The sequence below is a fragment of the Macromonas nakdongensis genome, from assembly GCF_002837145.1.
Taxonomy (GTDB): Bacteria; Pseudomonadota; Gammaproteobacteria; order Burkholderiales; family Burkholderiaceae_C; genus Macromonas_B; species Macromonas_B nakdongensis.
This window is the reverse complement of record NZ_NWMV01000054.1, coordinates 1-26,283: the sequence shown is the minus strand read 5'-3', so window position 1 is coordinate 26,283 and position 26,283 is coordinate 1. Positions and strand designations below refer to the sequence as shown.

The following is a 26,283-nucleotide window of genomic DNA, read 5'->3' as shown; positions in this document are numbered from 1 at the left end:
GCACCGACTCAGTGCCACAGCGCACCGCGGTGCGCACCCACCGCACCGAAGCGGGACCAAACAGCCTGGGCGCCCGCCCTGCCGGGGCACAAGCGGCGGGAAAAACACACCTGGCACGACTCCTGCATTGATTGGGGCAACGGCTTGCGCCAACGGCGGCGCGAACCGACGTCTTCCCGGACACATGGACAACGGCGTCCATCGCCCATTGGCTGGCCCAGTGGTGTGATGGACGCCGTTTGTCGTTGGCCGGGGCCTTGAAGCCTTGCCCCAGGAGTTGACATGCCCAACACCCCGTCTGCCACCGCCACCGCCGAAACCTGCACCCCCGCCTCCCCCAGCCGCCGCGAATGGATCAAGCAGGGCAGCGCCGTGGCCGGGGCCGCCCTGTTCTCCAGCCTGGGCCACCATGGCGTGTGGGCCGCCGGCTCCGACGCCCCGGAAAAGAAGGAAGTCAAGATCGGCTTCATCCCGCTGACCGATTGCGCCAGCGTGGTCATGGCCTCGGTGCTGGGTTTCGACCAGAAGTATGGCGTCAAGATCATCCCGACCAAAGAGGCCAGCTGGGCCGGCGTACGCGACAAGCTGGTCAACGGCGAACTGGACCTGGCCCACGTGCTCTACGGCCTGGTGTACGGCGTGCACATGGGCACCGCCGGCCCCAAGAAGGACATGGCCATCCTGATGAACCTGAACCACAACGGCCAGGCCATCACCCTGAGCAAGGCGCTGGCCGGCCAGGGCGCGGTGGACGGCCCCAGCCTGGCCAAGGTGATGGCGCAGAAACCGCGTGAATACACCTTCGCCGGCACCTTCCCCACCGGCACCCACGCCATGTGGATGCACTACTGGCTGGCGGCCGCGGGCATCAACCCGCTGTCGGGCGCCAAGCTGATCACCGTGCCGCCGCCGCAAATGGTGGCCAACATGCGCATCGGCAACATGGACGGCTTCTGCGTGGGCGAGCCCTGGAACCACCGCGCGATCATGGACGGCATCGGCATCACCGCCAACACCACCCAGGACATCTGGAAAGACCACCCGGAAAAGGTGCTGGGCACCACCAGCGAATTCGTGAGCAAGTACCCCAATACCACCCGCGCGGTGATGATGGCGGTGCTGGAGGCCAGCCGCTGGATCGACGCCGGCCTGCAGAACAAGCTGAAGATGGCCGAAACGGTGGCGCAGAAGAGCTACATCAACACCAGCGTGGACGCGATCAACCAGCGCATTTTGGGCCGCTACCAAAACGGCCTGGGCAAGACCTGGGACGACCCGAACCACATGAAGTTCTTCAACGACGGGCTGGTGAACTTCCCCTTCCTGAGCGACGGCATGTGGTTCCTGACCCAGCACAAGCGCTGGGGTTTGCTCAAGAGCCACCCCGACTACCTGGGTATCGCCAAACAGGTCAACCGGGTGGACCTGTACAAGTCGGTGGCCGGCGCGATGGGCATCGGCGTGCCCAAGGACGCGATGCGCAGCAGCAAGTTCATCGACGGTGTGACCTGGGACGGCAAGAACCCGGCCCAGTACGCCGACGCCTTCAAGATCAAGGCCTGAGGAGGGTTGCACCATGGTCAGCGCCGTGTTTCACGCCCCCCTGGACGCTGCTGTGGCGGCGCCCGCCGCCACCGGCCCTGCGCCGGCGGCCCCCGCCCGCCGCACCGAGCCGGCAGAGCCGCCCGCACGCGCCAGCGGTTTCGACTGGTCGGCCCTGGCGATGGCCGTGGTGCCCCCGGTGCTGGGCCTGGCCCTGCTGGTGGGCCTGTGGTACCTGGTGTCGGTGTCCACCGGCAGCAGCATCCCGACCCCGCTGGACACCTGGAAGCAGGCCGTGGCGATTTTTTCCGACCCCTTCTACCGCAACGGCCCGAACGACCAGGGCGTGGGCTGGAACGTGCTGATGTCGCTGCAGCGCGTGGCCATGGGCTTCGGCCTGGCCGCTCTGGTGGGCATTCCGGCGGGCTTTGCCATCGGCCGCTTCGATTTTCTGAGCCGCATGTTCAACCCGCTCATCAGCCTGCTGCGCCCGGTCTCGCCGCTGGCCTGGCTGCCGATCGGCCTGCTGGTGTTCAAGGGCGCCAACCCGGCCGCCATCTGGACCATCTTCATCTGCTCCATCTGGCCGATGGTCATCAACACCGCGGTGGGCGTGCAGCGCGTGCCGCAGGACTACATGAACGTGGCCCGCGTGCTCAACCTGAGTGAGTGGAAGATCGTCACCAAGATCCTGTTCCCGGCGGTGCTGCCCTACATGCTGACCGGCGTGCGCCTGGCGGTGGGCACGGCCTGGCTGGTGATCGTGGCGGCCGAGATGCTGACCGGCGGCGTGGGCATCGGCTTCTGGGTCTGGGACGAGTGGAACAACCTGAACGTGACCAACATCATCGTGGCGATCTTCGTCATCGGCATCGTCGGCCTGCTGCTGGAACACGCCCTGATCCAACTGGCCACGGCCTTCACGTTCGAAGAGGTGAAATCATGAGCGACAGCAAGTACATCCGCATCGAAGGCGTGGCCCAGACCTTCAAGACGAAAAAGGGCCTGTTCCCGGCGCTGCGCGACATCGACCTGACGATCGCCAAAGGCGAGTTCGTGGCCCTGATCGGGCACTCGGGCTGCGGCAAGTCCACCTTGCTCAACCTGATCGCCGGTCTGACCAGCCCGACCCAGGGGGTGCTGCTGTGCGCCGGGCGCGAGATCGCCGGCCCCGGCCCGGAGCGCGCGGTGGTGTTCCAGAACCATTCGCTGCTGCCGTGGCTGACCTGCTTCGACAACGTCTACCTGGGGGTGGAGCGGGTGTTCGGCTCTGGGGCGCGCAGCACCGGTCAGAAGGCCGAAAGCAAGGCCCAGCTGACCGAACGCACCCACGCCGCGCTGGCCCTGGTGGGGCTGACGCACGCGGCGCAGAAGCGCCCAGGCGAAATCAGCGGCGGCATGAAGCAGCGCGTGGGCATTGCCCGCGCCCTGGCCATGGAGCCCAAGGTGCTGCTGATGGACGAGCCCTTCGGCGCCCTGGACGCGCTGACCCGCGCCAAGCTGCAGGACGAGCTGCTGGAGATCGTGGCCCGCACCCAGAGCACGGTGGTGATGGTGACGCACGACGTGGACGAAGCGGTGCTGCTGTCCGACAAGATCGTGATGATGACCAACGGCCCCGCCGCCACCATTGGCGAGGTGCTGACGGTGGACCTGCCACGCCCGCGCCACCGGGTGGAACTGGCCGAAGACCCGGCCTACCTGCACTGCCGCAAGGCGGTGATCGACTTCCTTTACACGCGCCAGGCGCACGTGGAAAAGGCCGCCTGACCGAGCCCGGTCACCCCCCCGAAACCCCAGCGAACCACGGCCGGTCGGACACCGGTCGGGGGGTCGCTCACCCCTGAATGTGGAGTTGGAGCTGCGCCATGGACATGCGAGTCGAACCCAAAAGCAAAATGAAACTGGTGATGGTGGGCAACGGCATGGCCGGCGTCCGGGCGCTGGAGGAGCTGTTCAAGCTCGCCCCGGACCTGTACGACATCACCGTCTTCGGCGCCGAGCCGCACCCCAACTACAACCGCATCCTGCTGTCGCCGGTGCTGGCCGGTGAGCAGACGCTGGAGGAGATCGTCCTCAACGACTGGTCCTGGTATCAGGAGCACGGGATCACCCTGCACGCGGGCTGGACGGTGACCGCGGTGGACCGCACCCGCCGCCTGGTGCACGCCCGCAACGCCCAGGGCCAGACCCAGAGCGTGGCCTACGACCGGCTGGTGCTGGCCACCGGTTCCAACCCCTTCATGCTGCCCGTCCCCGGCAAGGACCTGCCGGGCGTGCTGGCCTACCGCGACATCGCCGACACCCAGGCCATGATTGACGCGGCCACGGTGCACAAACACGCGGTGGTGATCGGCGGCGGGCTGCTCGGCCTGGAAGCCGCCAACGGCCTGATGAAGCGCGGCATGGACGTGACGGTGGTGCACGTGGGCCCCTGGCTGATGGAGCGCCAGCTCGACGAAGTGGCGGGCCAGCTGCTGCAACAGTCGCTGGAACAGCGCGGCATGAAATTCCTCATGGGCGCGCAGACCCAGGCGCTGCTGGCCAACGACAGTGGCCGCGTGGCCCAGGTGCAGTTCAAGGACGGCAGCACCGTGCCCGCCGACCTGGTGGTGATGGCCGTGGGCATCCGCCCCAACACCGCGCTGGCCGAGAGCATGCACCTGCATGTGAACCGCGGCATCGTCGTCAGCGACACGCTGCAGACCGTGACCGACCCGCGCATCTACGCCGTGGGCGAATGCGCGGCGCACCGCGGCATCGCCTACGGCCTGGTGGCGCCGCTGTTCGAGCAGGGCAAGGTGCTGGCCAACCACCTGGCCGAATTCGGCATCGGCCGCTACACCGGCTCGCTCACCTCGACCAAGCTCAAGGTCACCGGCATCGACCTGTTCAGCGCCGGCAACTTCACCGGCGGCGAAGGCTGCGAAGAAATCCTGATGAGCGACCCGGTGGGCGGCGTCTACAAAAAGCTGGTGATCCAGAACGACCAGCTGGTGGGCGCCTGCCTGTACGGCGACACGGTAGACGGCTCCTGGTACTTCAAGCTGCTGCGCGAGGGCCGCAACGTGGCCGACATCCGCGACAAGCTGATGTTCGGCGAAAGCCACATCGGCGACGTGGGCCACGAGGGCCACACCAAGGCCGCCAGCATGCCCGACGACGCCGAGGTCTGCGGCTGCAACGGCGTGAACAAGGGTGCGATCTGCAAGGCCATCAAAGACAAAGGCCTGTTCACCCTGGACGAGGTGCGCAAGCACACCAAGGCCAGCGCATCGTGCGGCTCGTGCACCGGCCTGGTCGAGCAAATTTTGATGTTCACCGCCGGCGGCGACTACAGCGCCACCCCGAAGAAAAAACCGATGTGCGGATGCACCGATCACAGCCACGCCGACGTGCGCGCCGCCATCGCCACCCCGCTGGCGGACGGCGGCAAGCTGCTCACCACGGGCGCCGTGTTCCAGCACCTGGGCTGGAAAACCCCGAACGGCTGCGCCAGCTGCCGCCCGGCGGTGAATTACTACCTCATCAGCACCTGGCCCAAACTGGCCAAAGACGACCCGCAGAGCCGCTTCATCAACGAACGCAGCCACGCCAACATCCAGAAGGACGGCACCTACAGCGTCATCCCGCGCATGTGGGGCGGCGAGACCACGGCCAGCGAATTGCGCCGCATCGCCGACGTGGTGGACAAATACGCCATCCCGACCGTCAAGGTGACCGGCGGCCAGCGCATTGACCTGCTGGGCGTGAAGAAGGAAGACCTGGTGGCCGTGTGGAAAGACCTGGACATGCCCAGCGGCCACGCCTACGCCAAGGCGCTGCGCACCGTGAAGACTTGCGTGGGCAGCGAATGGTGCCGCATGGGCACGCAGGACAGCACCCAGATGGGCAAGGACCTGGAGCGCGCCATGTGGCGCATGTACGCCCCACACAAGGTCAAGTTCGCCGTGTCGGGTTGCCCGCGCAACTGCGCCGAGGCCGGCATCAAGGACGTGGGCATCATCGGCGTGGACAGCGGCTGGGAGATGTACATCGCCGGCAACGGTGGCATCAAAACCGAGGTGGCGCACTTCCTGTGCAAGCTGAAAACCGCTGAGGAGGTGCTGGAATACACCGGTGCCTTCATGCAGCTCTACCGCCTGGAAGGCTGGTACCTGGAACGCACGGTGCACTACGTCAACCGCGTGGGACTGGATCACGTGAAAGAAAAAATCCTGAACGACCACGCCGGCCGCCAGGCCCTGTGGGCGCAGTTGCAGGCCGCCTTGGAGGGCGAGCCCGACCCCTGGTTCGAATTCGCCAAGGCCGAAGTGGACGTGCGCCAGTTCAGCCCCGTGACCACCGTGGCGGCCGACGCCACCCTGACCCCGCTGGAAGGAGCCTCCGCATGACCGCACCCGCCTGGACCCTGATCTGCCGCGTCGACGACATCCCCGTGCTCGGCTCGCGCCGCGTGGCCCGCGCCGCGGGATTGGACGTCGCCGTGTTCCGCAACGCCGACGACGAGGTGTTTGCCCTGCTCGACCGCTGCCCGCACAAGGGCGGGCCCTTGAGCCAGGGCATTGTGTTCGGCCGCAGTGTGGCCTGCCCGCTGCACAACTGGACCATCGGCTTGTGCAACGGCCAGGCCGCGGCCCCCGACGAAGGCTGCACCCCGCGCTTCGCCGTCAAGGTGGAAAACGGCGACGTGTGGCTGGATGCACACGAACTGGCGACCCAGGCCACCGACCTGGCCCGCCCCATCGCCGGTCCGGCGCGGCGCTGCACGCCCGCCGCCTGAACGCACTGCCCGCAGAGGACCCCACCGTGACCGCCGCACCGACCGCCCTGGCCCGGGAAACCCGCTCCACCTGCCCCTACTGCGGCGTGGGCTGTGGCGTGATCATCGAATCCGTGGGCGAACACATCACCCACGTGCGTGGCGACCCGCAGCACCCGGCCAACTTCGGGCGCCTCTGCACCAAGGGCTCCACCCTGCACCTCACGGCCACGCCGGCCATCGCCCAGCAGGTGCGGCTGCTGCAACCCATGCGCCGGTTGCAGCGCGGTGCCGCCCCCGAGCCCCTGGGCTGGAACACGGCCCTCGACCTGGCCGCCGACCGCCTGGCGACCACCGTGCGCGAGCACGGCCCCGACGCCGTCGGCTTCTACGTCAGCGGCCAGTTGCTGACCGAGGACTACTACGTCTTCAACAAACTCGCCAAAGGCCTGCTGGGCAGCAACAACATCGACACCAATTCGCGCCTGTGCATGAGCAGCGCCGTCGCCGGCTACAAGCTCACCCTGGGCGCCGACGCCCCACCGGCCTGCTACGACGACGTGAACCACGCCGACTGCCTGTTCATCGTCGGCAGCAACGCCGCCTGGGCGCACCCGGTGCTGTTCCGTCGCATCGAAGACGCCAAGGCACAGCGCCCAGGCATGAAGGTCATCGTCGCCGACCCGCGCCGCACCGACACCGCCAGCCTGGCCGACCTGTACCTGCCGCTGCAACCCGGCACCGATGTGATGCTGTTCCACGGCCTGCTGCACATCCTGCTGGCCAAGGGCTGGGTCGATGCCGACTACATCGAGCGCCACACCACCGGCTTCGCCGCCTTGCGCGAACTGGTGCAAGCCCACACCCCCGAGGTGGTGGCCCAGGTCTGCGGCCTGCCCGTGGCCGACCTGTTCACCGCGGCGCGCTGGTTCGCCGGCGTACCCGACGCAGACACACCCTCCGCCGGGGCCATCGCCGCCTCGCAGCGCCTGCGCACGCTCAGCCTCTACTGCCAGGGCCTGAACCAGTCCAGCAACGGCACCGCCAAAAACGCCAGCCTGATCAACCTGCACCTGGCCACGGGCCAGATCGGCCGCGCCGGCGCCGGCCCGTTTTCGCTCACCGGCCAGCCCAACGCCATGGGCGGGCGCGAGGTGGGTGGCCTGGCCAACCTGCTGTCGGCGCACCGCGACCTGGCCAACCCCACGCACCGCGCCGAAGTGGCCGCCCTGTGGGGCCTGAACCCAGGCCTGGACCTGCCCGCCACCCCAGGCAAGACCGCCATCGAGCTGTTCCAGGCCACCGCCGATGGCGAGGTCAAAGCCCTGTGGATCGCCTGCACCAACCCGGCCCAGTCCCTGCCCGACCAGGCCACGGTGCGCCGAGCCCTGGAGCGCGCCGAATTCGTGGTGGTGCAAGATGCCTATGCCAGCGCCGCCACCTGCGACTGGGCCGACCTGCTGCTGCCCGCCACCACCTGGGGCGAAAAAGACGGCACCGTCACCAACAGCGAGCGCCGCATCAGCCGGGTGCGCCCGGCGGTCGCGCCCCCTTCGGTCAACGCAGACGGCCCGCGCCACGACTGGCAGATCGCCGTGGACCTGGCCCGCCGTCTGGAAGCGCGCCTGCCTTCCCGGGCGCCCCGCCCCCTGTTTCCCTACGAAACGCCGGAACAGGTCTGGAACGAGCACCGGGAGAGCACCCGCGGCCGCGACCTCGACATCACCGGACTGACTTATGCCCAACTGGAACAGGCCCCGCAACACTGGCCCTACCCGACCAGCGCGAGCCAGGCCACCGAGCGCCTCTACACCGACGGCCAGTTTCCCACGCCCGACGGCAAAGCCCGCTTTGCCGCCCTGCCCTACCGCCCGGTGGCGGAGGAGCGCGAATCGCGTTACCCCTACGCCCTCACCACCGGCCGGCTGCGCGACCAGTGGCACGGCATGACGCGCACCGGCGCCGTCGGCAGCCTGTTCGGCCACGCCAGCGAACCCGAGGTGGCCCTGCACCCCGACGACCTGGCCGAGCTCGGCCTGCAGGCCGGCGACTGGGTGCGCCTCACCAGCAAGCGCGGCCAGGTGGTGCTGCCGGCCCAACCCTCGACCGACGTGGCCCGGCGCCAGGCCTTCGTCGCCATGCACTGGGGCAGCGAATACCTCGGGGGGCGCGACGCCCAGGGCCGCCCACTCAGCGGCATCAACGGCCTGACCACCTCGGCCCACTGCCCCACGTCCAAACAGCCCGAACTCAAGCACGCCGCGGTGCGCATCGAAGCCGCACGCCTGCCCTGGGCCCTCTGCGCCATGGCCTGGCTCCCCGCCGACCAGGCCTTGCGCACCCAGCAGGCCCTGCGCCCCTGGCTGCAGCGCTTCGACCACGCCGTCTGCGTGCCCATCGCCGACGCGCAAACGCCGCGCGATGGTGCCCCCCCACGCGTCGGCCTGTGGTTCCAGGCCGGTGCGGCCCAGGCCCCGTCACCGGGCGAATGGGCCGCCGTCGCCCAGGCCCTGGGTCTGGACGGCCCCGGTCTGCTGCGCTACGAAGACCCGCCCCGGCACCAGCACCGGCGCGTGCGCTGGGCCGACGACGGCAGCGGCCGCCTAAAAGGTTTTCTGCTCGCTGGCGATACCCGATCCCGGCTCTGGCTGGCCGACGTCTTGCGCGGCGGCGGGGTGCCCCCTGTCACCGGCCTGGAACTGCTCGTCCCCTCGGCCACCCCGCCCGGGGGCGCCCCCAACCCGCGCAACAAACCGGTGTGCAACTGCCTGGGCGTGGGCGAGCGCGACATCGTCGAAGTACTGGCCGACACCCCCGGTGCCCCGGCAGAGCGCCTGGCCACCTTGCAAGGGCGCTTGCGTTGCGGCACCCAATGCGGTTCCTGCGTGCCCGAACTCAAGCGCCTGGTCCAGCACACGCCCTGCGCCGCCCGCACCGCAGACACCGACAGCACCCCGGCCCCGGTCCTGGGCGGTATCTGCTCATGACTTTTTGTAATCAAAAAACCAGGAAAATGCGGGCATGAGCATTTCCGCTTACCTCAAAGAGATCGGCCGTGGCAAAGACGGCGCCCGGGCGCTCGACCGCGCCCAGGCGGCGGACCTGTTCGGCCAACTCCTCGACGGTCAGGTGCCCGACCTGGCCCTGGGCGCGTTCTGCATCGCCATGCGGGTCAAGGGCGAAACGCCGGAAGAGCTGGCCGGCTTCCTCGACGCCATTCACGCCCGCCTCGTCCCGCTGCCCGCCGGTGACGTGCCCACCGTGGTGCTGCCCAGCTACAACGGCGCGCGCAAACTGCCGGTGCTCACCCCCCTGCTGGCGCTGTCGCTGGCCCGGCACGGACTGCGCGTGCTGCTGCATGGCCAGACGCAAGACCCGGGCCGCGTCACCAGCCACCAGGTGCTGCGGGCCGTGGCCGCCGAGCTGCCCCCCGGGCAACTGGCCTTTCCCGACACCCTCGCCCAGACCGGCCAGACCGCCGGCGTCTACGCCCTGACCACGGCGGGCCTGCTGCCTGGCCTGCAACGCCTGCTCGACGCGCGGCGCGTCATCGGTCTGCGCAACCCGGCGCACAGCCTGGTCAAGCTGCTCAACCCCTGCGCCCCGCCCAGCCTGCTGGTCAGCAGCTACACCCACCCCGAATACCTGCACAGCATGTCGGCCCTGTTCCGTCTGACCGGCCAGCACGCGCTGCTGCTGCGCGGGACCGAAGGCGAACCCGTGGCCGACGCGCGCCGCACCCCGCAGATGGACCTGTTCGCCCACGGCCGTGGCCACACCGTGCAGGCCACACAAGCCGGCCCGCTGACCCAGCTGCCCACCCTGCCCCCCGGGCACGACGTGGCCGCCACCGCGGCCTACACCCTGGCCGTGTTGCGCGGCCAGGTTGCCCTGCCCACACCCATCGCCCTGCAGGTCCAGCAGGTGCTGGCCGCCTTGCCATCCCACGTCCACCCCACATCGGAGACCGCCACATGAACACCATCTTTTGTGCACCGGGCAGCGTCACCTTGGTGGGCGCCGGCCCCGGCGACCCGGACCTGCTCACCCTCAAAGCGGTCAAGGCCATCGCCTCGGCCACAGTACTGCTGGTGGACGACCTCGTCAACGACGCGGTGCTGACCCATGCCCGGCCCAGCGCCCGGGTGGTGCACGTCGGCAAGCGCGGCGGTTGCCAGTCCACCCCCCAGGCCTTCATCGAAAAACTCATGATCCAGGCCGCCCGCGAAGGCGAAGTCGTGGTCCGCCTCAAAGGCGGTGACCCCTTCGTTTTCGGGCGGGGCGGCGAAGAAGTGGAACACCTGCAGCACGAAGGCATCCCGGTGCAGGTGGTCAACGGCATCACTTCGGGTCTGGCGGCGGTCACCTCGCTCAACCTGCCCTTGACGCACCGCGACCACGCCCATGGGGTGGTTTTCGTCACCGGCCACGCCAAGCCCGGCGACCAGGGGACCGACTGGGCTGCGCTGGCCCGCTGCGCCGCGCAGGCCAAACTGACGCTGGTGATCTACATGGGCGTCAGCAGCGCCGAGGCCATCGAACACGGTTTGCTCCAGGGCCTGCCGGCCGACACGCCCCTGGCCATCGTCCAGCACGCCACGCTGCCCCAGCAGCGCCACGCCGTGGGCACACTGGGCCGCCTGCAATCCACCCTGCACACGCACCGGCTGGGCAGCCCGGCCATCATCGTGGTCGGCGACGTGCTGCAGGGTCTGGCCGCGGCCCAGATTCCGGCCACCGACACGGCTGGCCTTCCCTGGTCGGCCGCCGCCTGAAGTCCACGGGATCTGCGGGCGCTCAGGCCGGGACGCGGGCCACGCGTTCCTCTGCCAGCAACGGCCGCATCGCCCACAGGCCCAAGGCCGGCCCCACGGCCAGCCACGGCAGCACCTGCGCCAAAGGCGCCGACTCCGCCCAGGCGGTGAAGCCCAGGATGCTGACGATGGAAATGGCAAACCCCAGGCTGTTGGTCAGGGTGAGCACACTGCCCACCGCCTGCGGCGGGGCGTTGCGCGCCGTCAGGGCCGAAAACTGCGGCGAATCGCCTGAGACGGTGACGCCCCAGGCCAGCAACCACGCCGCGAACAGCACGTCGGGGGCGTCCAGGGCCCAAGGGGTGAGCAGGCAGCACGCCCCGCTGACGGCCAACTGCACCGACGCCACGCGGGCCCCGCCCCAGCGCCGCACCAGCAAGCCGCCCACGATGCAACCGATGGCACCACCCCCCAGCACCACAAAGGCCGCGAGCGACACCGCCTGCCCCTGCAAGCGGGTGGCCAGCACCAGCGGCACCATCACCCACACGGTGTACAGCTCCCACATGTGGCCGAAATACCCCAACACCGAACTGCGCACGCGGCGGTCCGTCCAGACGGTGGCCACCGCCGACCAGCGCAAGGGCACGGCGGCACCGGGCCGCTGCGGCGGCTCGCCCAACGCCACATACAACAGCACCCCGCCCCCGGCCGCCAAGGCCGCCACCGTCCACATCAGGCGGTCCCAGGGCAGGTCCTGCCCCCAGGCACGCAGACCGTGGGCACTCGCCGAACCCAGGACCAGCGCACCGATCAAGAGCCCCAGCGCCGCACCGAGACCTTGCCGGTACCACTGGGCCGCGATCTTCATGCCCACCGGGTAAATGCCGGCCAGGCAGAAGCCGGTGGCGAACCGCCAGGCCATGAGCGCGTGCTGGTCGCGCACCCACCACCAGGCCCCCAGGGTGCACAAGGCCCCCGCCAGCGAACAGCACAGGAAAACGAGGCGGGCGGGAAAACGGTCGGCGATCGCCCCCAGGGCAAACACCAAGGTGCCCGCAATGAAGCCGAACTGCAACGCCGAGGTGACCGTGCCCAAGGCCGTGTCAGGCCAGCCCAGCTCGGCCTGCAGGTCGGGCATGATGGCGTTGACGGCAAACCACAGAGACGTGCCGGCGAACTGCGCAAGCACCAGGACCGGGAGCACATGGCGGGGAACGGCATCCATGCCCGCGACTGTACGCCAGCGGCCGCGACCCACCAAGCCGGGCCGGGTCGCCCGGGGTCACTTGCGAGACGGCGCGGAAAGGCCGCCGCAGGCAACAAAAAACCGCTGGCGGTGAAAAACCGACAGCGGTGCGGTGGTGGCGGAGTGGACGGGACTCGAACCCGCGACCCCCGGCGTGACAGGCCGGTATTCTAACCAACTGAACTACCACTCCTGGTAGACAGCTTTGCCAACCTTGCGGCTGACCAAGTGCTGCAAACTTGGCGACCCTACGGGGATTCGAACCCCGGTACTCACCGTGAAAGGGTGATGTCCTAGGCCTCTAGACGATAGGGTCAAAACCTAGAAATCTGGCGGAGTGGACGGGACTCGAACCCGCGACCCCCGGCGTGACAGGCCGGTATTCTAACCAACTGAACTACCACTCCTGGTAGACAGCTTTGCCAACCTTGCGGCTGACCAAGTGCTGCAAACTTGGCGACCCTACGGGGATTCGAACCCCGGTACTCACCGTGAAAGGGTGATGTCCTAGGCCTCTAGACGATAGGGTCAAAACCTAGAAATTTGGTGGAGGTAAGCGGGATCGAACCGCTGACCTCTTGCATGCCATGCAAGCGCTCTCCCAGCTGAGCTATACCCCCAAATTGTGGCGGAGTGGACGGGACTCGAACCCGCGACCCCCGGCGTGACAGGCCGGTATTCTAACCAACTGAACTACCACTCCAAGTGGCGACCCTACGGGGATTCGAACCCCGGTACTCACCGTGAAAGGGTGATGTCCTAGGCCTCTAGACGATAGGGTCAAACCTAGAAAACTCGATGCCTGTTTGTGCTGCGACCCATTGGTGGAGGTAAGCGGGATCGAACCGCTGACCTCTTGCATGCCATGCAAGCGCTCTCCCAGCTGAGCTATACCCCCATGGTCTGCAACACACACAAACCGCCTTCTCTCAAAAGCCGTCTGCGCTGGCAAGACTTGAATTCTATACCGTATTTCAAACCTTTTGAAGTGCGGCCAAAACTTTTTCGCGCCCCTGCAAGGCCAGCACCGCGTCCACCGACGGCGTTTGCGGCGTGCCCATGACCAGCACGCGCACCGGCATGGCCAGTTGCGGCATTTTCAGACCACACTCGGCCAAGGTCTGCTTCATGGCGGTGGCCACCCCCTCTTTGCTCCAGTCGCCGGTGGACAGCTTGGCGGCCAGGGCGGCCAGGGCGGGCTTGACGGCCTCGGTCACGTGTTGGGCCAGGTCTTCCGGCTGGGGCAACACCTCGGTGTAGAAAGCAGCGGCCCAATCGGCCAGCACCACCACGGTGTCACAGCGGTCCTTGAACAAGGCACAGATGGCAGGCAGGCGCTCGTCCACCTGCACACCGCGCTTTGCGAGTTGCGCCGCCACCAGGGGGGCCAGCGCGTCGTCGGCCATGGCCTTGAGGTGCTGGGCGTTGACCCAGCGCAACTTGGCCTCGTCGAACTGCGCGGCGCTGCGACCCAGGTGGTCCAGGTCGAACCATTCCAGGAACTGCGCGCGGCTGAAGATTTCGTCGTCGCCGTGGCTCCAGCCCAGGCGGGCCAGGTAGTTCACCATCGCGTCGGGCAGGTAGCCTTCGTCGCGGTACTGGGTGACAGGCTTGGCGCCGTTGCGCTTGCTCATCTTTTCGCCCTGCTCGTTGAGCACGGTGGGCAGGTGGGCGTACACCGGCGGCTCGACGCCCAGGGCGCGGAAGATATTGATCTGGCGCGGCGTGTTGTTGACGTGGTCATCGCCCCGGATGACGTGGGTGATGGCCATGTCGATGTCGTCCACCACCACGCAGAAGTTGTAGGTGGGCGTGCCCACGGCCTCGCCTTCGGGCGCCGGACGGGCAATCACCAAGTCGTCCAGCTCAGCGTTGCGGATTTCGATGCGGCCCTTGACCTTGTCGTCCCAGGCCACCACGCCGTCTTGCGGGTTCTTGAAACGCAGCACAGGCTTGACGCCTTCAGGCACCGGCGGCAAGGTCTTGCCGGGTTCGGGGCGCCAGGTGCCGTCGTAGCGCGGCTTCTCCTTGTTGGCCATCTGGCGCTCGCGCAGGGCGTCCAGTTCCTCCACGCCCATGTAGCAGGGGTACACATGGCCGGCGGCGATCAACTGTTGCAGAACCTCCTTGTAGCGGTCCATGCGCTGCATCTGGTAGAACGGACCTTCGTCATGGTCCAGGCCCAGCCAGGCCATGCCTTCGAGGATCACGTCCACCGCGGCCTGGGTGGAACGTTCCTGGTCGGTGTCTTCGATGCGCAGGACGAAGTCGCCGCCGTGGGCGCGGGCAAAGGCCCAGGGGTACAGGGCAGAGCGGATGTTGCCCAGGTGGATGAAGCCGGTGGGCGACGGGGCGAAACGGGTGCGGACGCGTTGGGTCATAGGGTATCCAGGGTGTTCAGGCCACGGGCCAGGTCGTCTTGCACGTCTTGCGGGTGTTCCAGGCCGACGGCGACGCGGACCAGACCCTGGCCGATGCCGGCGGCCTGGCGCTGCGCTTCGGTGAGCTTGCCGTGCGAGGTGCTGGCGGGGTGGGTGCACAGGGTTTTGGTGTCGCCCAGGTTGGTGCAGAGCGACAGCACCTGCAGCTGGTCCAGCACATGGAAAGCGCGGGCGCGGGCCTGCTCGGAGCTGCTGGCTTTCACGTCAAACGACAGCACCGCGCCACCCAGTCCGTTCATCTGCCGCATGGCCAGTTCGTGCTGCGGGTGACTGGCCAAGCCGGGGTAATAGACCCGGGCCACGGCGGGGTGGGCTTCCAGCCACTGCGCCAGTTCCAGCGTGAGGGCGCTTTGCGCCTGCATGCGCAGGTCCAGCGTTTCCAGGCCTTTGAGCACGACCCAGGCGTTGAAGGGCGACAGCACCATGCCCGAGTTCTTCTGCACCGGCAGGAATTTCTCGACCACCAACTGCTCGCGGGCGCACAGGGCGCCGGCCATCACGCGGCCTTGTCCGTCCAGGTACTTGGTGCCGGAGTGCATGACGATGTCGGCGCCCAGCTCGATCGGGCGCTGCAACGCGGGGGTGGCAAAGCAGTTGTCCACCGCCAACAGCGCACCAACGTTATGCGCCAGCGCGGCCAGGGCGGCGATGTCGCACACCTCGCCCAGCGGGTTGGTGGGGGTTTCGGCGAACAGCAGGCGGGTGCTGGGCCGGATGGCCGCTTGCCAGGCCGCCAGGTCGGTCTGCGGCACGATGGACGTTTCCACCCCGAAGCGGCCGAACTCGCTGCCGATCAGCTTGAGCGTGGAGCCGAACATCGACTGCGAAATGATGACGTGGTCGCCGGCCTTGAGCAGGCTGAAGCACATCAGCATGATGGCCGACATGCCCGACGCGGTGGCCATGCAGGCCTCGGCGCCTTCCAGCGCGGCCAGGCGCTGCTCGAAGCTGGTGACGGTGGGGTTGCCGGAGCGGCCGTAGGTGTAACCGTCTTCCTCGCCGCCGAAACGGCGCGCCGAGGTGGCCGCGTCGGGCTGCACGTAGCCACTGGTCAGGTACAGCGCCTCGGAATTTTCACCGTACTGGCTGCGCGGCACCGCCGCGCGCACCGCCAGGGTCTCGCGCCGCAGGTGTTGCCACGAAGAATCGGCCACGGCTCAGGACTCCTGGGAGTTCGGCAGCGACAGGCGCGAGGTGTCGGTGTCGCCTTCCTCGGTGCCCACGCGCTTTTCGTTCAGGCGCACCACGTCCTCGGAAGTCACGTCGCCGGTGACGTAGACGCCATCGAAACACGAGGCTTCGAAACCACACAGCTGGGTGCTCAGGGCACCCACGGCCTTCTTCATCGCGTCCACGTCCTGGTAAATCAGGGCGTCGCAGCCGATGATCTGGCGGATTTCCTCGGTGCTGCGGCCGTGCGCCACCAGTTCGTCCTTGGTCGGCATGTCGATGCCGTAGACGTTGGGGTAGATCACCGGCGGCGCGGCGCTGGCCATGTAGACCTTGTTGGCCCCGGCCTCGCGCGCCATCTGCACGATTTCACGGCTGGTGGTGCCGCGCACGATGGAGTCGTCCACCAGCAGCACGTTGCGGCCCTTGAACTCGCTGGCGATCACGTTGAGCTTCTGGCGCACCGATTTCTTGCGCACGGCCTGGCCCGGCATGATGAAGGTGCGGCCGACGTAGCGGTTTTTGACGAAGCCTTCGCGGTAGGGCTTGCCCAGCAGCTGGGCCAGCTCGGTGGCAGAAGGGCGGCTGGATTCGGGGATGGGGATGACGACGTCGATCTCGTTCGGCGGCACGGTGGAGACGACCCGCTTGGCCAGGGTCTCGCCCATGTTCAGGCGCGCCTGGTAGACCGAAATGCCGTCCATGGTCGAGTCCGGGCGGGCCAGGTAGACGTACTCGAAAATGCAGGGGAAGAGCTGCGGATTGTCGGCGCACTGGCGGAATTCGTATTGCCCGTCCAGGCCGATGAACACCGCTTCGCCGGGCGCCACGTCGCGCACCAGCTCGTGGCTCGTGCCTTCCAGCGCCACCGATTCGCTCGCCACCATGACGGTGCCGTCCTTGCCCACGCCCAGACACAGCGGGCGGATGCCGTAGGGGTCGCGGAAGGCCAGCAGGCCGTGGCCGGCGATCAGCGCGACCACGGCGTAAGACCCCTTGAGCCGCTTGTGCACCGCGCGCACCGCGGCGAACACCGCTTCGGTGTGCAGCTGGCCGTGCTCGCTGGCCTGCCCCAGTTCGTGCGCCAGCACGTTGAGCAGCACCTCGGAATCGCTCTCGGTGTTGATGTGCCGGTGGTCCGACTGGACCATCTCCTGCTTGAGCGCGTGGGCATTGGTCAGGTTGCCGTTGTGCGACATGACGATGCCGAAGGGCGCGTTCACGTAGAAGGGCTGGGCCTCTTCTTCGCTGAAGGCGTTGCCGGCCGTGGGGTAGCGCACCTGGCCCAGGCCGCTGTTGCCCGGCAGGGCCCGCATGTTGCGCGTGCGGAACACGTCACGCACCATGCCTTTGGCCTTGTGCATGAAGAACTTGCGCTCCAACTGGGTCACGATGCCGGCGGCATCCTGGCCACGGTGCTGCAAGAGCAGCAACGCGTCATAGATCAACTGGTTGACCGGCGCTTGACTGACGACACCAACGATTCCACACATGTACAGGTCCTGGATTCAAGGGAAATACTGGGCAATGTTTTCGGGCATGGCGCCTTTGGCGGTGCGCAGGCCGGCATGGAGCCACCCTGCCCCGACCGAAGTGCGCCAGGCCTCTTCTTCTTTCAGGGGCGTCATGTTCACCACCAGCGCCAGCGCCAGCAGGATGACCACACCGCGCAGGGCACCGAAAGCGGCCCCCAGGGCCCGGTCCACCGGGCGCAGGCCCACACTTTCGATGCCTTTTTGGATGAGCCAGGCGACGAACGCCGACGCGAAGGCCGTGGCGATGAAGACCACCGCAAAACCGGCGGCGTAGCGCAAGGGCTCGGCGGTGCTGCCCAGGGGCAGATAGGCGGCCGCGTCTTCGGCGTACCACTGGGCCAGGAAAAAGGCCAGGACCCAGCCAACGAGGGACAACACTTCGTAGACCAGGCCGCGCCACAGCCCCAGCACCAGCGAGGCCAGCAGCACCAGCAGAAAGAAAATATCGACGCCGCCCATACTCACAGGGTCAGGAGGGCCGCCGGCAGGCCCAGGGCCTTGACCTTGTCGGCGGCTTTCTGGGCTTCGGCGCGCGACGCGAACGGCCCCAGGCGCACGCGGATGCGCTTACCCTCGGAGGTTTCGGCCACGTGGGTGTAGGTTTTCAGACCGGCGCGCTCCAGCCGGCTGCGCACCTCCTGGGCCCGGGCCTGCTCGGCAAAGGCACCCACCTGCACGACGATGCGGGCGGCGGCAGGCGCTGCGGGTTTGTCGTCGAGCAGGGCCTGGGCCCGAGCCGCTTCGGAGGGCGGCGCCGGTTGGACGGGCGCAGCCGGTTCGGCCGGGGCCTTGGGGGCCGCAGGAGCGGGGGATGCGACCACCGCGGACGGGACCGCGGGCGTGCCCGATCCGACCGGACGGGCCGCTTCCGGCGCGGCGGACTCGGGTTGGGGCGCCGGGGTGGCCGGCACCACTTCCTCGCGCTCGGCCAGGCCCTCCACCTTCACGGCGGCCGGGCCGGTCGCCCCGGGCATGGCCAGGGGCGGCACCGCGTTCTTGGCGGGAATGTCGATCGGGATGTCCACGGCGATCGGGCGTGGCTGGGTGTCGAACAACAGCGGGAAACCCACCACACCGGCCAGCACCAGCACGCTGGCACCGATCAGGCGGTGGCGCGCGCGGCGACGAATGGCCTCGATGGAAGGGGGCTGCGACGGGCTGGAACTGCCCTGCCCGCCAGAACGGAGATTGAACATTCGCCGGTTTCGCTAAGGGTGGCCCGGCGGCGCCGGGGGTGCGTGGGCAGCGGGCGCCGAGGCGTCAGGCCTGCAGGTGCTTGGCGGACAAGCGCGGCACACCGTCGTGCAGCACGCCACCCACGGTGAAAAAGGATCCGAAAACCACGATTCTATCAGCCGGGTCGGCGGCCGCGACCGCCGCCGCCAGCGCCGCCTGGGGCGAGGCGTGCTGGCTGGCGCGGGCATCGGGGCGGGTGTTGACACCCTGCCAGATGGCGGCCAGGTCCAACGCCGGGGCCGCACGCGGCAGGGGCAGGTCGGTGAAATACCAGCGGTCGATCATCGGGTTGACGCGCTCGAACATGGGGCGCAGGTCCTTGTCGGCCATGGCCCCGAACACCGCATGGGTGGTGGGGTAGAAGCCCATGGCGTCCAGGTTTTCGGCCAGGGCGGCCACGGCGTGGGGGTTGTGCGCCACGTCCAGCACCAGGGTGGGCTGGCCGGGCACGATCTGGAAGCGCCCAGGCAACTCCACCAGCGCCAGGCCGTTGCGCACCGCCTGCGCGGTGACCGGCAGGCGCGGGTGCAGGGCCTCCACCACCGCCAGCACCCCGGCGGCGTTGACCAGTTGGTTGGCACCGCGCAAGGCCGGGTAGGCGAGGCCGGCGTAGCGGCGGCTGCGCCCGGCCCAGTTCCACTGCTGCTTGTCGCCCCCGCAGGTGAAGTCGCGCCCAGCGCGGTACAGGTCGGCACCGATTTCCAGCGCCCGGTCGAGCACGCTCTGCGGCGGCACCGGGTCGCTCACCACCACCGGGCGGCCGGTGCGCATGATGCCGGCTTTTTCGTAACCGATGGATTCGCGGTCCGGGCCCAGGTATTCCACGTGGTCCAGGTCCACGCTGGTGATGACGGCGCAATCGGTGTCGAACACGTTGACCGCGTCCAGGCGGCCGCCCAACCCCACCTCCAGCACGATCACGTCCAGCCCGGCACGGGCCAGGGTGAGCACGATGGCCAGGGTGGTGAACTCGAAGTAACTGAGCGACACCTCGGCTTGGCCGGGGCCACCGCGGCGCGCGGCCTCGACCTCGGCAAACGCCGGCAACAGGGCTTCGGGCGCCACGGCCTCGCCCTGCACCCGACAGCGTTCCTGGAAATGCACCAGGTGCGGCGAGGTGTAGACGCCCGTGCGGTAGCCGGCCTGCAGGTAGATGGCCTCCAGCATGGCGCAGGTGGAACCCTTGCCGTTGGTGCCGCCGACGGTGATGAGCGGGCACGGCAGCACCAGGCCCTGACCGCCGTTGAGGCGCGCAGCCACCTCGCGCACCCGGTCCAGCCCCATGTCGATGGTCTTGGGGTGCAGGCGTTCGCAATGGGCGAGCCAATCGGCCAGGGTGGTAGGGAGCGCGTTCATGGGCAAAGGGTGGTGGCAATTCGAAAACGGTATTGTCGCAGTGCCACCAGCCCGGTCGGGCACAGATATTCCGGCACAATGCCCTGCATGATCAAGGTTTACGGCATCCCCAACTGCGACACCGTGAAAAAAGCCCGCACCTGGCTGGACGAACACGGGGTGGCACACGAGTTCCACGACTTTAAGAAGCAGGGCGTGCCGGAACCCCGGCTGCCACACTGGGTGGCGCAGGTCGGGCTGGAAAAACTGGTCAACCGCAAAGGCACCACCTGGCGCAAGCTGGACCCTGCCGTGCAGGCCGGCCTGACCGACGAAGCCAGCGCCCACGGCCTGATGGCGCAGCACGCCAGCGTGATCAAGCGACCCGTGGTGGAGTGGAGCAACGGCGACGTGACCGTGGGTTTTGCCCCGGACGACTGGGCCGAACGCGGCTGAAACCCCACCCCGGCCGACGCGTCCAGGCACCTGCCCGCCTGCGGCACCAACGCCTCCCCTAAAATGCAGGGTTGACCTGGCCGTTCTGCGCGGCCACCCCCTGTTCAGCCACCTTTCCACCCCACCCCCATGAGCACCACCCAAATCTCCGGCGTGTCCGTCAACACCCAAGCCAGCGTGTACTTCGACGGCAAGTGCGTCAGCCACGGCATCACCTTCCCCGATGGCACCAAGAAGTCGGTCGGTGTGGTGCTGCCCGCCACCCTGACCTTCAACACCGGCGCGCCCGAAATCATGGAATGCGTGGCCGGTGGCTGCGAATACAAACTGGCCGGCACCGACGTTTGGCTGAAATCCGGCCCCGGCGAGAAATTCAGCATCCCGGGCAACAGCAGCTTCGAGATCCGTGTGACCGAGGCCTACCACTACATCTGCCACTTCGGTTGATTCCAGGGAGCTGACGCATGGCCACCATCCTGCAACAACTGCCCACCGGGCAAAAAGTGGGCATTGCCTTTTCAGGCGGCCTGGACACCTCTGCCGCGCTGCTGTGGATGAAGAAGAAGGGCGCCCTGCCCTACGCCTACACCGCCAACCTGGGCCAGCCGGACGAGTCGGACTACGACGAAATCCCGCGCAAGGCCATGGGCTACGGCGCCATCCAGGCCCGCTTGGTGGACTGCCGCCCGCAACTCGCGGCCGAAGGCATTGCCGCGCTGCAAGCCGGCGCCTTCCACATCAGCACCGCGGGCGTGACCTACTTCAACACCACCCCGCTGGGCCGCGCCGTGACCGGTACCATGCTGGTGGCCGCCATGAAGGAAGACGACGTCCACATCTGGGGCGACGGTTCCACCTTCAAGGGCAACGACATCGAGCGCTTCTACCGCTACGGCCTGCTGACCAACCCGGCGCTGAAAATCTACAAGCCCTGGCTGGACCAGACCTTCATCGACGAGCTGGGCGGCCGCAAGGAGATGAGCGAATTCCTCATCGCCAACGGCTACGACTACAAGATGTCGGTCGAGAAAGCCTACAGCACCGACTCCAACATGCTGGGCGCGACGCACGAGGCCAAGGACCTGGAGCACCTGAACAGCGGCATCCGCATCGTCAACCCCATCATGGGCGTGGCGTTCTGGAAGGACGAGGTGGCGGTGAAGGCCGAGGAAGTGACCGTGCGCTTTGAAGAAGGCGTGCCGGTGGCGCTGAACGGCCAGAGCTTCGACAACCTGGCGGACCTGATCCTGAAGGCCAACGAAATCGGCGGCCGCCACGGCCTGGGCATGAGCGACCAGATCGAGAACCGCATCATCGAAGCCAAGAGCCGCGGCATTTACGAGGCCCCGGGCCTGGCGCTGCTGCACATCGCCTACGAGCGCCTGGTCACCGGCATCCACAATGAAGACACCATCGAGCAGTACCGCATGAACGGCCTGAAGCTGGGCCGCCTGCTGTACCAGGGCCGCTGGTTCGACCCGCAGGCCATCATGCTGCGCGAAACCGCCCAACGCTGGGTGGCCCGTGCCATCACCGGCGAGGTGACGCTGGAGCTGCGCCGTGGCAACGACTACTCGATCCTGAACACCGAGTCGCCCAACCTGACCTACGCGCCCGAGCGCCTGAGCATGGAAAAGGTGGAAGAAGCGCCGTTCAGCCCGCTGGACCGCATCGGCCAGTTGACGATGCGCAACCTGGACATCGTGGACACGCGCGCCAAGCTGGGCGTGTATTCCAACGCCGGCCTGCTGTCGCTGGGCCAGGGCGACGATTTCCTGAAGCTGGGCCAGTAAGCCCCGGCAGGCAGACACCGAAGGCCGGGCGACCGGCCTTTTCTGCATTTCAGCGGTCCATGGTTGCTTCCAAACGCCTTCTGGCCCGGCTCATCGTCGGTCAGGTGTCGGTGCACGCCTGCATGACCGGCCTGCGCATGGCCTTGCCGCTGTACGCGCTGCACCACGGGCATGGGGCGCTCGCCATCGGCGGGCTGATCGCGCTGTTCGCCGCCAGCAACGTGCTCATGGCCCTGCCCTGGGGCAAGCTGGTGGACCGCCGCGGCCTGCAGTTGCCCTGGCGGCTGTGTCTGGCCCTGTCGGGTGGCGGCGCGGCGGTGGCGGCCATTGGGGCCAGCTACGCCGCGTTCTGCGTGGCGGCGCTGCTGGCCGGCGGCGCCATGGGGCTGGCCCAGGTGTCGGTGCAGCGGCGCGCGGGTATGGTGGAATGCAGCGTGCAGGAACGGCGCGAGCTGTGGGGCTGGCTGTCGCTGGCGCCGCCCATGGCCAACCTGATCGGACCGGCCCTGTGCGGGCTGATCCTGGACCACGCCGGCGCCACGGCATTGGACACCACCGCGCTGCGCTGGGCCTGTGCCACCGTGGGTGTGCTGGCCCTGTCGAGCTGGTTCTGGGTGCGCGGCGTGCCCGAAAAAACGGCCCCACGCGGCGCCGCGGCACCGGCCACCGCCGCCAGCGGCAGGCTGCTGCAGCACACGCGCATGCGCCGCCTGCTGGCCACGGCCTGGATCGTGGCCACCTGCTGGGACGTGCACGCCTTCGTCGTGCCCATGCTGGGACACGAGCGCGGCTTCAGCGCGTCGGTGATCGGCTTCATCCTGGCCGCTTTCGCCGCGTCGGCCGCGATCGCTCGGCCCATGCTGCCGCGCCTGACCGCGGGCTGGCCGGAACACGCCCTGATGGGCAGTTGCCTGGCCGCCACCGGGGGGCTGCTGGCGCTCTACCCCTTCGTGCCCAACGCCTGGGTGGCCGCGGCCTGCTCGCTGGTGCTGGGCTGGACCCTGGGCGCGCTGCAGCCCATGGTGTTGAGCACGCTGCACCAGATCACCCCGCCCGAACGCATCGGCAAGGCCCTGGGCCTGCGGCTGATGACGGTGAGCGCCTCCAGCGTGTGCATGCCCCTGGTGTTCGGCTCGTCCGGCACGGTGGTTGGGGTGGCGGCCATCTTCTGGGTCGCGGGGCTGATGGCGACAGTAGGCGCGCGGCTGGCCTGGACGCTGGCACTGCCCCCAGCGACGCCGAGCCGGCACCCCGACGCCGCCGATCACTGAGCTGGCTGCAGGCTCACAAATCCTGTTCGGCGAGCCAGCCCAGGATGCGTTCGGTCATGGGCCCGGTGGCCCGGGGCGCACGGATGTCGCCGGCCAGCACGTGCTGGCCTTCGGCCTCGCTGTAATTGACGGCTTCCAGCGTCTTGCGCGGGCTGCCCAGGCGCGCGAACACCTGGCGGGTCTGCTCGGGCTCCACGGTGCGGTCGCCCGGGGCGTAGAACACCAGCACCGGGGTGCGAAACGCCGACAAATCGCTGTCGCGCACGTGTTGGACCAGCGCCATCATGGGGAACAGCGCCCGGGTGGCGTAGCGCTCGGTCCAGCCACGCGCCTCGTCGGGCTTGCCCGAGACCTCGCCGCGCATCTCACCCTCCAGCCAGAACGCCAGCTGCTGGCCCCAGGGTCCGTTGATCAGCTCGGACAGGCGGTTCTTCGGGCCGAAGTTGGGCGAGATGAAGACGTAGGCGCTCACGTCCGCGCCTTCGGGGCGGGTGGCCAGCCAGGTGCCCAGGGTGCCGCCGGTGGACGTGGCCAGCACCAGCACCCGATCGCCCAAGAGGCGGCCGATGCGCACCGCCTCGACCGTGTCGGCCAACCAGTCCTGCACACGGGCTTCGCCCATGGCCTGCCCGGTGCGCCCATTGCCGCTGAGGCGGGTGTAGAAGACGTTGGCGCCCAGCCGCTGCGCCACCCGTTCCGGCAGCGGCGCCACCTCCAGCCGCGAGGCGCTGAAGCCGTGCAGGTACACCACCGCCCACGGCGTGCGCTGTCCCGTCTCGCCGTGCCAGACGACGCCTTTGGCGGTACCCGGCCGGATGTCGGGGTAGGCGCTTTCGGACTGCACCAGCCAGGCGTCGAGTTGCTTCGGGTCGACCGGCAAGGCCGGCCGGGGGGCGGGCTCATCGGGCCCGTAGGCGTTGCGCGGCCCCAGGGCCACGGCCAGCACCACCGCCAACAGGCCCGCCAGGACCCACACGGCGGCACGTCGCCAGCCACGCTGCTTGCTCACCATGCGCACCTCACGATCAGCCCACCACCACCGGCTCCGGCTCCAGCCGGATGCCAAAACGCTCGTACACGCTGGTCTGGATGGCCTTGGCCAGCGTCATCACCTCGCCACCGGTGCAGGGGTGTTCGGCATCGCCGCGGTTCACCAGCACCAGCGCCTGCTTCTCGTAGACGCCGGCGTGGCCCACGGTCTTGCCTTTCCAGCCGCAGGCGTCGATCAACCAGCCCGCGGCCAATTTGATGCTGCCGTCCGGCATGGGGTAGTGCACCACCTTCGGGTCGCGGCCGATGATGTCGACGCACTGCTCGGGCGTGACCGTGGGGTTCTTGAAAAAGCTGCCGGCGTTGCCGATGACGGCCGGGTCCGGCAGCTTGGCGCGGCGGATGTCACAGATCCAGTCAAACAGCTGCTGGGCCGACGGCGCATGGATGCCGGTCTCGGCCATCTTGCGTTCCAGGTCCAGGTAACCCAGCACCGGCTGCCACGGCTTGGGCAACCAGAAGCGCACGCGGGTGATGAGCGCCCGCCCGGCCAGGCCGAAGCCATGTGCGCCGGCACGGGCGTGCTTGAAGACAGAATCGCGGTAGCCGAAACCGCACTGCGCCGCGTTCAGGCTGAAGGGCTCGCCGGTTTCCAGGTCGATGGCGTCCAGGCCGTGAAAACGGTCCTGCAGCTCCACCCCGTAGGCGCCGATGTTCTGCACCGGCGAAGCGCCCACCGTGCCCGGGATCAGCGCCAGGTTCTCCAGCCCCGGCCAGCCCTGGGCCAGCGTCCAGGCCACAAAGCCGTGCCACGGCTCGCCAGCGCCGGCCTCCACCAGCCAGCCCTTGTCGGTTTCCTGCAGCAGGCGGCGGCCCGCCACTTCCACCTTCAGCACCAGTGCGCGCAGGTCGCCGGTCAGCACGATGTTGCTGCCCCCGCCGAGTACGAACACCTCGTCGGCGCGCCAGTCCGGGTGGCGGATCAGGGCCTGCAATTCGGCCTCGCTGCGCACCCGCGCCAGCCGGTGCGCGCGCGCTGCGATGCCAAAAGTGTTCAGGCGCTGGAGCGCCACGTGGTTCTCGACTAACATGCGCGGATTGTCTCATCCGTGATCGAACCCCATGCCTTCTTTTGACACCGTCCTGGAACCCAATCTCGTCGAAGTGAAAAACGCCGTGGAGCAAACCGCCAAGGAAATCGGCACCCGCTTCGACTTCAAGGGCAGCTCGGCCGCCGTCGAGCTGAAAGACAAGGAAATCACCCTGTACGCCGACAGCGATTTCCAGATCACCCAGGTCGACGACATCCTGAAAAACAAGCTGACCAAGCGCAGCGTGGACGTGCGCTTCATCGACGCCGGCAAGGTAGAAAAGATCGGCGGCGACAAGGTCAAACAGGTGCTGAAGGTGCGCAACGGCATCGCCACCGAAGACGGCAAGAAAATCCAGCAGGCCATCAAGGGCAGCAAGCTCAAGGTGCAGGCCGCCATCCAGGGCGAGGAGGTGCGCGTCACCGGCGCCAAGCGCGACGACCTGCAGGCCGCCATGGCCGTGATCAAGAAAGAGCTGAGCGACCTGCCGCTGTCGTTCAAGAACTTCCGCGACTGACCCCCGCGCCGCCTCCGCCATGCCCACCCGCCACCTCCCCGCGCCCTGGCTGCTGATGGCGGCGCTGGCCGGTGCGGCGGGTGCCCAGGCACAAACGGTGGCGCTCGGCGGCTTGAGCGCCGGCCGGGCGCTGCTGGCGGT

Annotated in this window: 21 protein-coding genes, 8 tRNA genes and 1 pseudogene; 13 read left to right on the top strand and 17 right to left on the bottom strand. The window is 68.3% G+C overall.

Going from position 1 to position 26,283, the window contains the following annotated elements; translation table 11 throughout:
* The first annotated feature begins 282 nt into the window (after nt 1–282).
* The 8 genes from CON77_RS08485 to cobA all read left to right on the top strand — a co-directional run bounded on the left by CON77_RS08485 (nt 283) and on the right by cobA (nt 11,079).
* Nucleotides 283–1,563: a CmpA/NrtA family ABC transporter substrate-binding protein gene (locus CON77_RS08485; RefSeq protein WP_101048727.1), complete on the top strand. Its 1,281-nt coding sequence runs from the start codon at nt 283–285 to the stop codon at nt 1,561–1,563.
* A 13-nt stretch (nt 1,564–1,576) separates the two neighbouring features.
* Nucleotides 1,577–2,488 carry a nitrate ABC transporter permease gene (gene ntrB / locus CON77_RS08480; protein ID WP_101048726.1) on the top strand — a complete coding sequence of 304 codons (912 nt, stop codon included), beginning with the start codon at nt 1,577–1,579 and terminating at the stop codon, nt 2,486–2,488.
* Nucleotides 2,485–3,312, top strand: a complete 828-nt coding sequence (locus tag CON77_RS08475; protein WP_101048725.1) for an ABC transporter ATP-binding protein — start codon at nt 2,485–2,487, stop codon at nt 3,310–3,312. The genes ntrB and CON77_RS08475 overlap by 4 nt, the downstream gene beginning before the upstream one ends.
* Nucleotides 3,313–3,410: 98 nt before the next feature.
* A complete protein-coding gene (gene nirB / locus CON77_RS08470; RefSeq protein ID WP_101048724.1) occupies nt 3,411–5,936 on the top strand; it encodes a nitrite reductase large subunit NirB in 2,526 nt (841 codons plus the stop codon).
* On the top strand, nt 5,933–6,325 hold the full coding sequence (gene nirD, locus CON77_RS08465) for a nitrite reductase small subunit NirD (RefSeq protein ID WP_101048723.1): 393 nt from the start codon (nt 5,933–5,935) through the stop codon (nt 6,323–6,325). The genes nirB and nirD overlap by 4 nt, the downstream gene beginning before the upstream one ends.
* Nucleotides 6,326–6,351: 26 nt before the next feature.
* Nucleotides 6,352–9,291: a nitrate reductase gene (locus CON77_RS08460; protein ID WP_232788457.1), complete on the top strand. Its 2,940-nt coding sequence runs from the start codon at nt 6,352–6,354 to the stop codon at nt 9,289–9,291.
* 34 nt (nt 9,292–9,325) lie between these two features.
* Complete coding sequence (ybiB, locus tag CON77_RS08455) at nt 9,326–10,282, top strand: DNA-binding protein YbiB (RefSeq protein WP_101048722.1); 957 nt, start codon at nt 9,326–9,328, stop codon at nt 10,280–10,282.
* On the top strand, nt 10,279–11,079 hold the full coding sequence (gene cobA / locus CON77_RS08450; RefSeq protein WP_101048721.1) for a uroporphyrinogen-III C-methyltransferase: 801 nt from the start codon (nt 10,279–10,281) through the stop codon (nt 11,077–11,079). The genes ybiB and cobA overlap by 4 nt, the downstream gene beginning before the upstream one ends.
* A gap of 22 nt (nt 11,080–11,101) precedes the next feature.
* Here the strand turns inward: cobA and CON77_RS08445 are convergent, their stop codons facing one another.
* From CON77_RS08445 to folC, 15 genes are all read right to left on the bottom strand, one after another.
* Nucleotides 11,102–12,286 (bottom strand): MFS transporter, encoded by a 1,185-nt coding sequence (locus CON77_RS08445; protein ID WP_101048720.1) that lies wholly within the window; start codon nt 12,284–12,286, stop codon nt 11,102–11,104.
* Nucleotides 12,287–12,423: 137 nt separating this feature from the next.
* Nucleotides 12,424–12,500 (bottom strand) — tRNA-Asp (locus CON77_RS08440).
* Between the two features lie 47 nt (nt 12,501–12,547).
* Nucleotides 12,548–12,623, bottom strand: a tRNA-Glu gene (locus CON77_RS08435).
* Between the two features lie 14 nt (nt 12,624–12,637).
* Nucleotides 12,638–12,714, bottom strand: a tRNA-Asp gene (locus CON77_RS08430).
* A 47-nt stretch (nt 12,715–12,761) separates the two neighbouring features.
* A tRNA-Glu gene (locus tag CON77_RS08425) sits at nt 12,762–12,837 on the bottom strand.
* A gap of 14 nt (nt 12,838–12,851) precedes the next feature.
* A tRNA-Ala gene (locus CON77_RS08420) sits at nt 12,852–12,927 on the bottom strand.
* 6 nt (nt 12,928–12,933) lie between these two features.
* Nucleotides 12,934–13,010: transfer RNA gene (locus CON77_RS08415), tRNA-Asp, on the bottom strand.
* A gap of 3 nt (nt 13,011–13,013) precedes the next feature.
* Nucleotides 13,014–13,089 (bottom strand) — tRNA-Glu (locus tag CON77_RS08410).
* A 40-nt stretch (nt 13,090–13,129) separates the two neighbouring features.
* Nucleotides 13,130–13,205: transfer RNA gene (locus CON77_RS08405), tRNA-Ala, on the bottom strand.
* A 76-nt stretch (nt 13,206–13,281) separates the two neighbouring features.
* Nucleotides 13,282–14,688 carry a glutamate--tRNA ligase gene (gene gltX / locus CON77_RS08400; protein WP_101048719.1) on the bottom strand — a complete coding sequence of 469 codons (1,407 nt, stop codon included), beginning with the start codon at nt 14,686–14,688 and terminating at the stop codon, nt 13,282–13,284.
* Nucleotides 14,685–15,902: an O-succinylhomoserine sulfhydrylase gene (locus CON77_RS08395; protein ID WP_101048718.1), complete on the bottom strand. Its 1,218-nt coding sequence runs from the start codon at nt 15,900–15,902 to the stop codon at nt 14,685–14,687. The genes gltX and CON77_RS08395 overlap by 4 nt, the downstream gene beginning before the upstream one ends.
* A 3-nt stretch (nt 15,903–15,905) precedes the next feature.
* Nucleotides 15,906–17,411 (bottom strand): amidophosphoribosyltransferase, encoded by a 1,506-nt coding sequence (gene purF / locus CON77_RS08390; protein WP_101048717.1) that lies wholly within the window; start codon nt 17,409–17,411, stop codon nt 15,906–15,908.
* Between the two features lie 15 nt (nt 17,412–17,426).
* A complete protein-coding gene (locus CON77_RS08385) occupies nt 17,427–17,912 on the bottom strand; it encodes a CvpA family protein (RefSeq protein WP_101048716.1) in 486 nt (161 codons plus the stop codon).
* A 2-nt stretch (nt 17,913–17,914) separates the two neighbouring features.
* Nucleotides 17,915–18,649: an SPOR domain-containing protein gene (locus CON77_RS08380; protein ID WP_101048715.1), complete on the bottom strand. Its 735-nt coding sequence runs from the start codon at nt 18,647–18,649 to the stop codon at nt 17,915–17,917.
* A 64-nt stretch (nt 18,650–18,713) separates the two neighbouring features.
* Nucleotides 18,714–20,045 carry a bifunctional tetrahydrofolate synthase/dihydrofolate synthase gene (folC, locus tag CON77_RS08375; RefSeq protein ID WP_101048714.1) on the bottom strand — a complete coding sequence of 444 codons (1,332 nt, stop codon included), beginning with the start codon at nt 20,043–20,045 and terminating at the stop codon, nt 18,714–18,716.
* Between the two features lie 87 nt (nt 20,046–20,132).
* Between folC and CON77_RS08370 the strand changes: the two genes are divergently transcribed.
* The 4 genes and pseudogenes from CON77_RS08370 to CON77_RS08355 all read left to right on the top strand — a co-directional run.
* Nucleotides 20,133–20,480 carry an arsenate reductase gene (locus tag CON77_RS08370; protein ID WP_232788456.1) on the top strand — a complete coding sequence of 116 codons (348 nt, stop codon included), beginning with the start codon at nt 20,133–20,135 and terminating at the stop codon, nt 20,478–20,480.
* Between the two features lie 129 nt (nt 20,481–20,609).
* On the top strand, nt 20,610–20,927 hold the full coding sequence (gene ppnP / locus CON77_RS08365) for a pyrimidine/purine nucleoside phosphorylase (protein ID WP_101048712.1): 318 nt from the start codon (nt 20,610–20,612) through the stop codon (nt 20,925–20,927).
* A gap of 17 nt (nt 20,928–20,944) precedes the next feature.
* Complete coding sequence (gene argG, locus CON77_RS08360; RefSeq protein ID WP_101048711.1) at nt 20,945–22,273, top strand: argininosuccinate synthase; 1,329 nt, start codon at nt 20,945–20,947, stop codon at nt 22,271–22,273.
* Between the two features lie 20 nt (nt 22,274–22,293).
* Nucleotides 22,294–23,544: pseudogene (locus CON77_RS08355) on the top strand (MFS transporter); the annotation flags it as partial.
* A gap of 13 nt (nt 23,545–23,557) precedes the next feature.
* On the opposite strand, the gene CON77_RS08350 reads toward CON77_RS08355, so the two are convergent.
* On the bottom strand, nt 23,558–24,553 hold the full coding sequence (locus CON77_RS08350) for an alpha/beta hydrolase (RefSeq protein ID WP_157826885.1): 996 nt from the start codon (nt 24,551–24,553) through the stop codon (nt 23,558–23,560).
* Between the two features lie 16 nt (nt 24,554–24,569).
* Nucleotides 24,570–25,625, bottom strand: a complete 1,056-nt coding sequence (gene murB / locus CON77_RS08345; protein ID WP_101048708.1) for a UDP-N-acetylmuramate dehydrogenase — start codon at nt 25,623–25,625, stop codon at nt 24,570–24,572.
* Between the two features lie 31 nt (nt 25,626–25,656).
* Here murB and CON77_RS08340 point away from each other — a divergent pair, with 31 nt between their 5' ends.
* Nucleotides 25,657–26,142 (top strand): YajQ family cyclic di-GMP-binding protein, encoded by a 486-nt coding sequence (locus tag CON77_RS08340; protein ID WP_101048707.1) that lies wholly within the window; start codon nt 25,657–25,659, stop codon nt 26,140–26,142.
* Nucleotides 26,143–26,283: the final 141 nt, after the last annotated feature.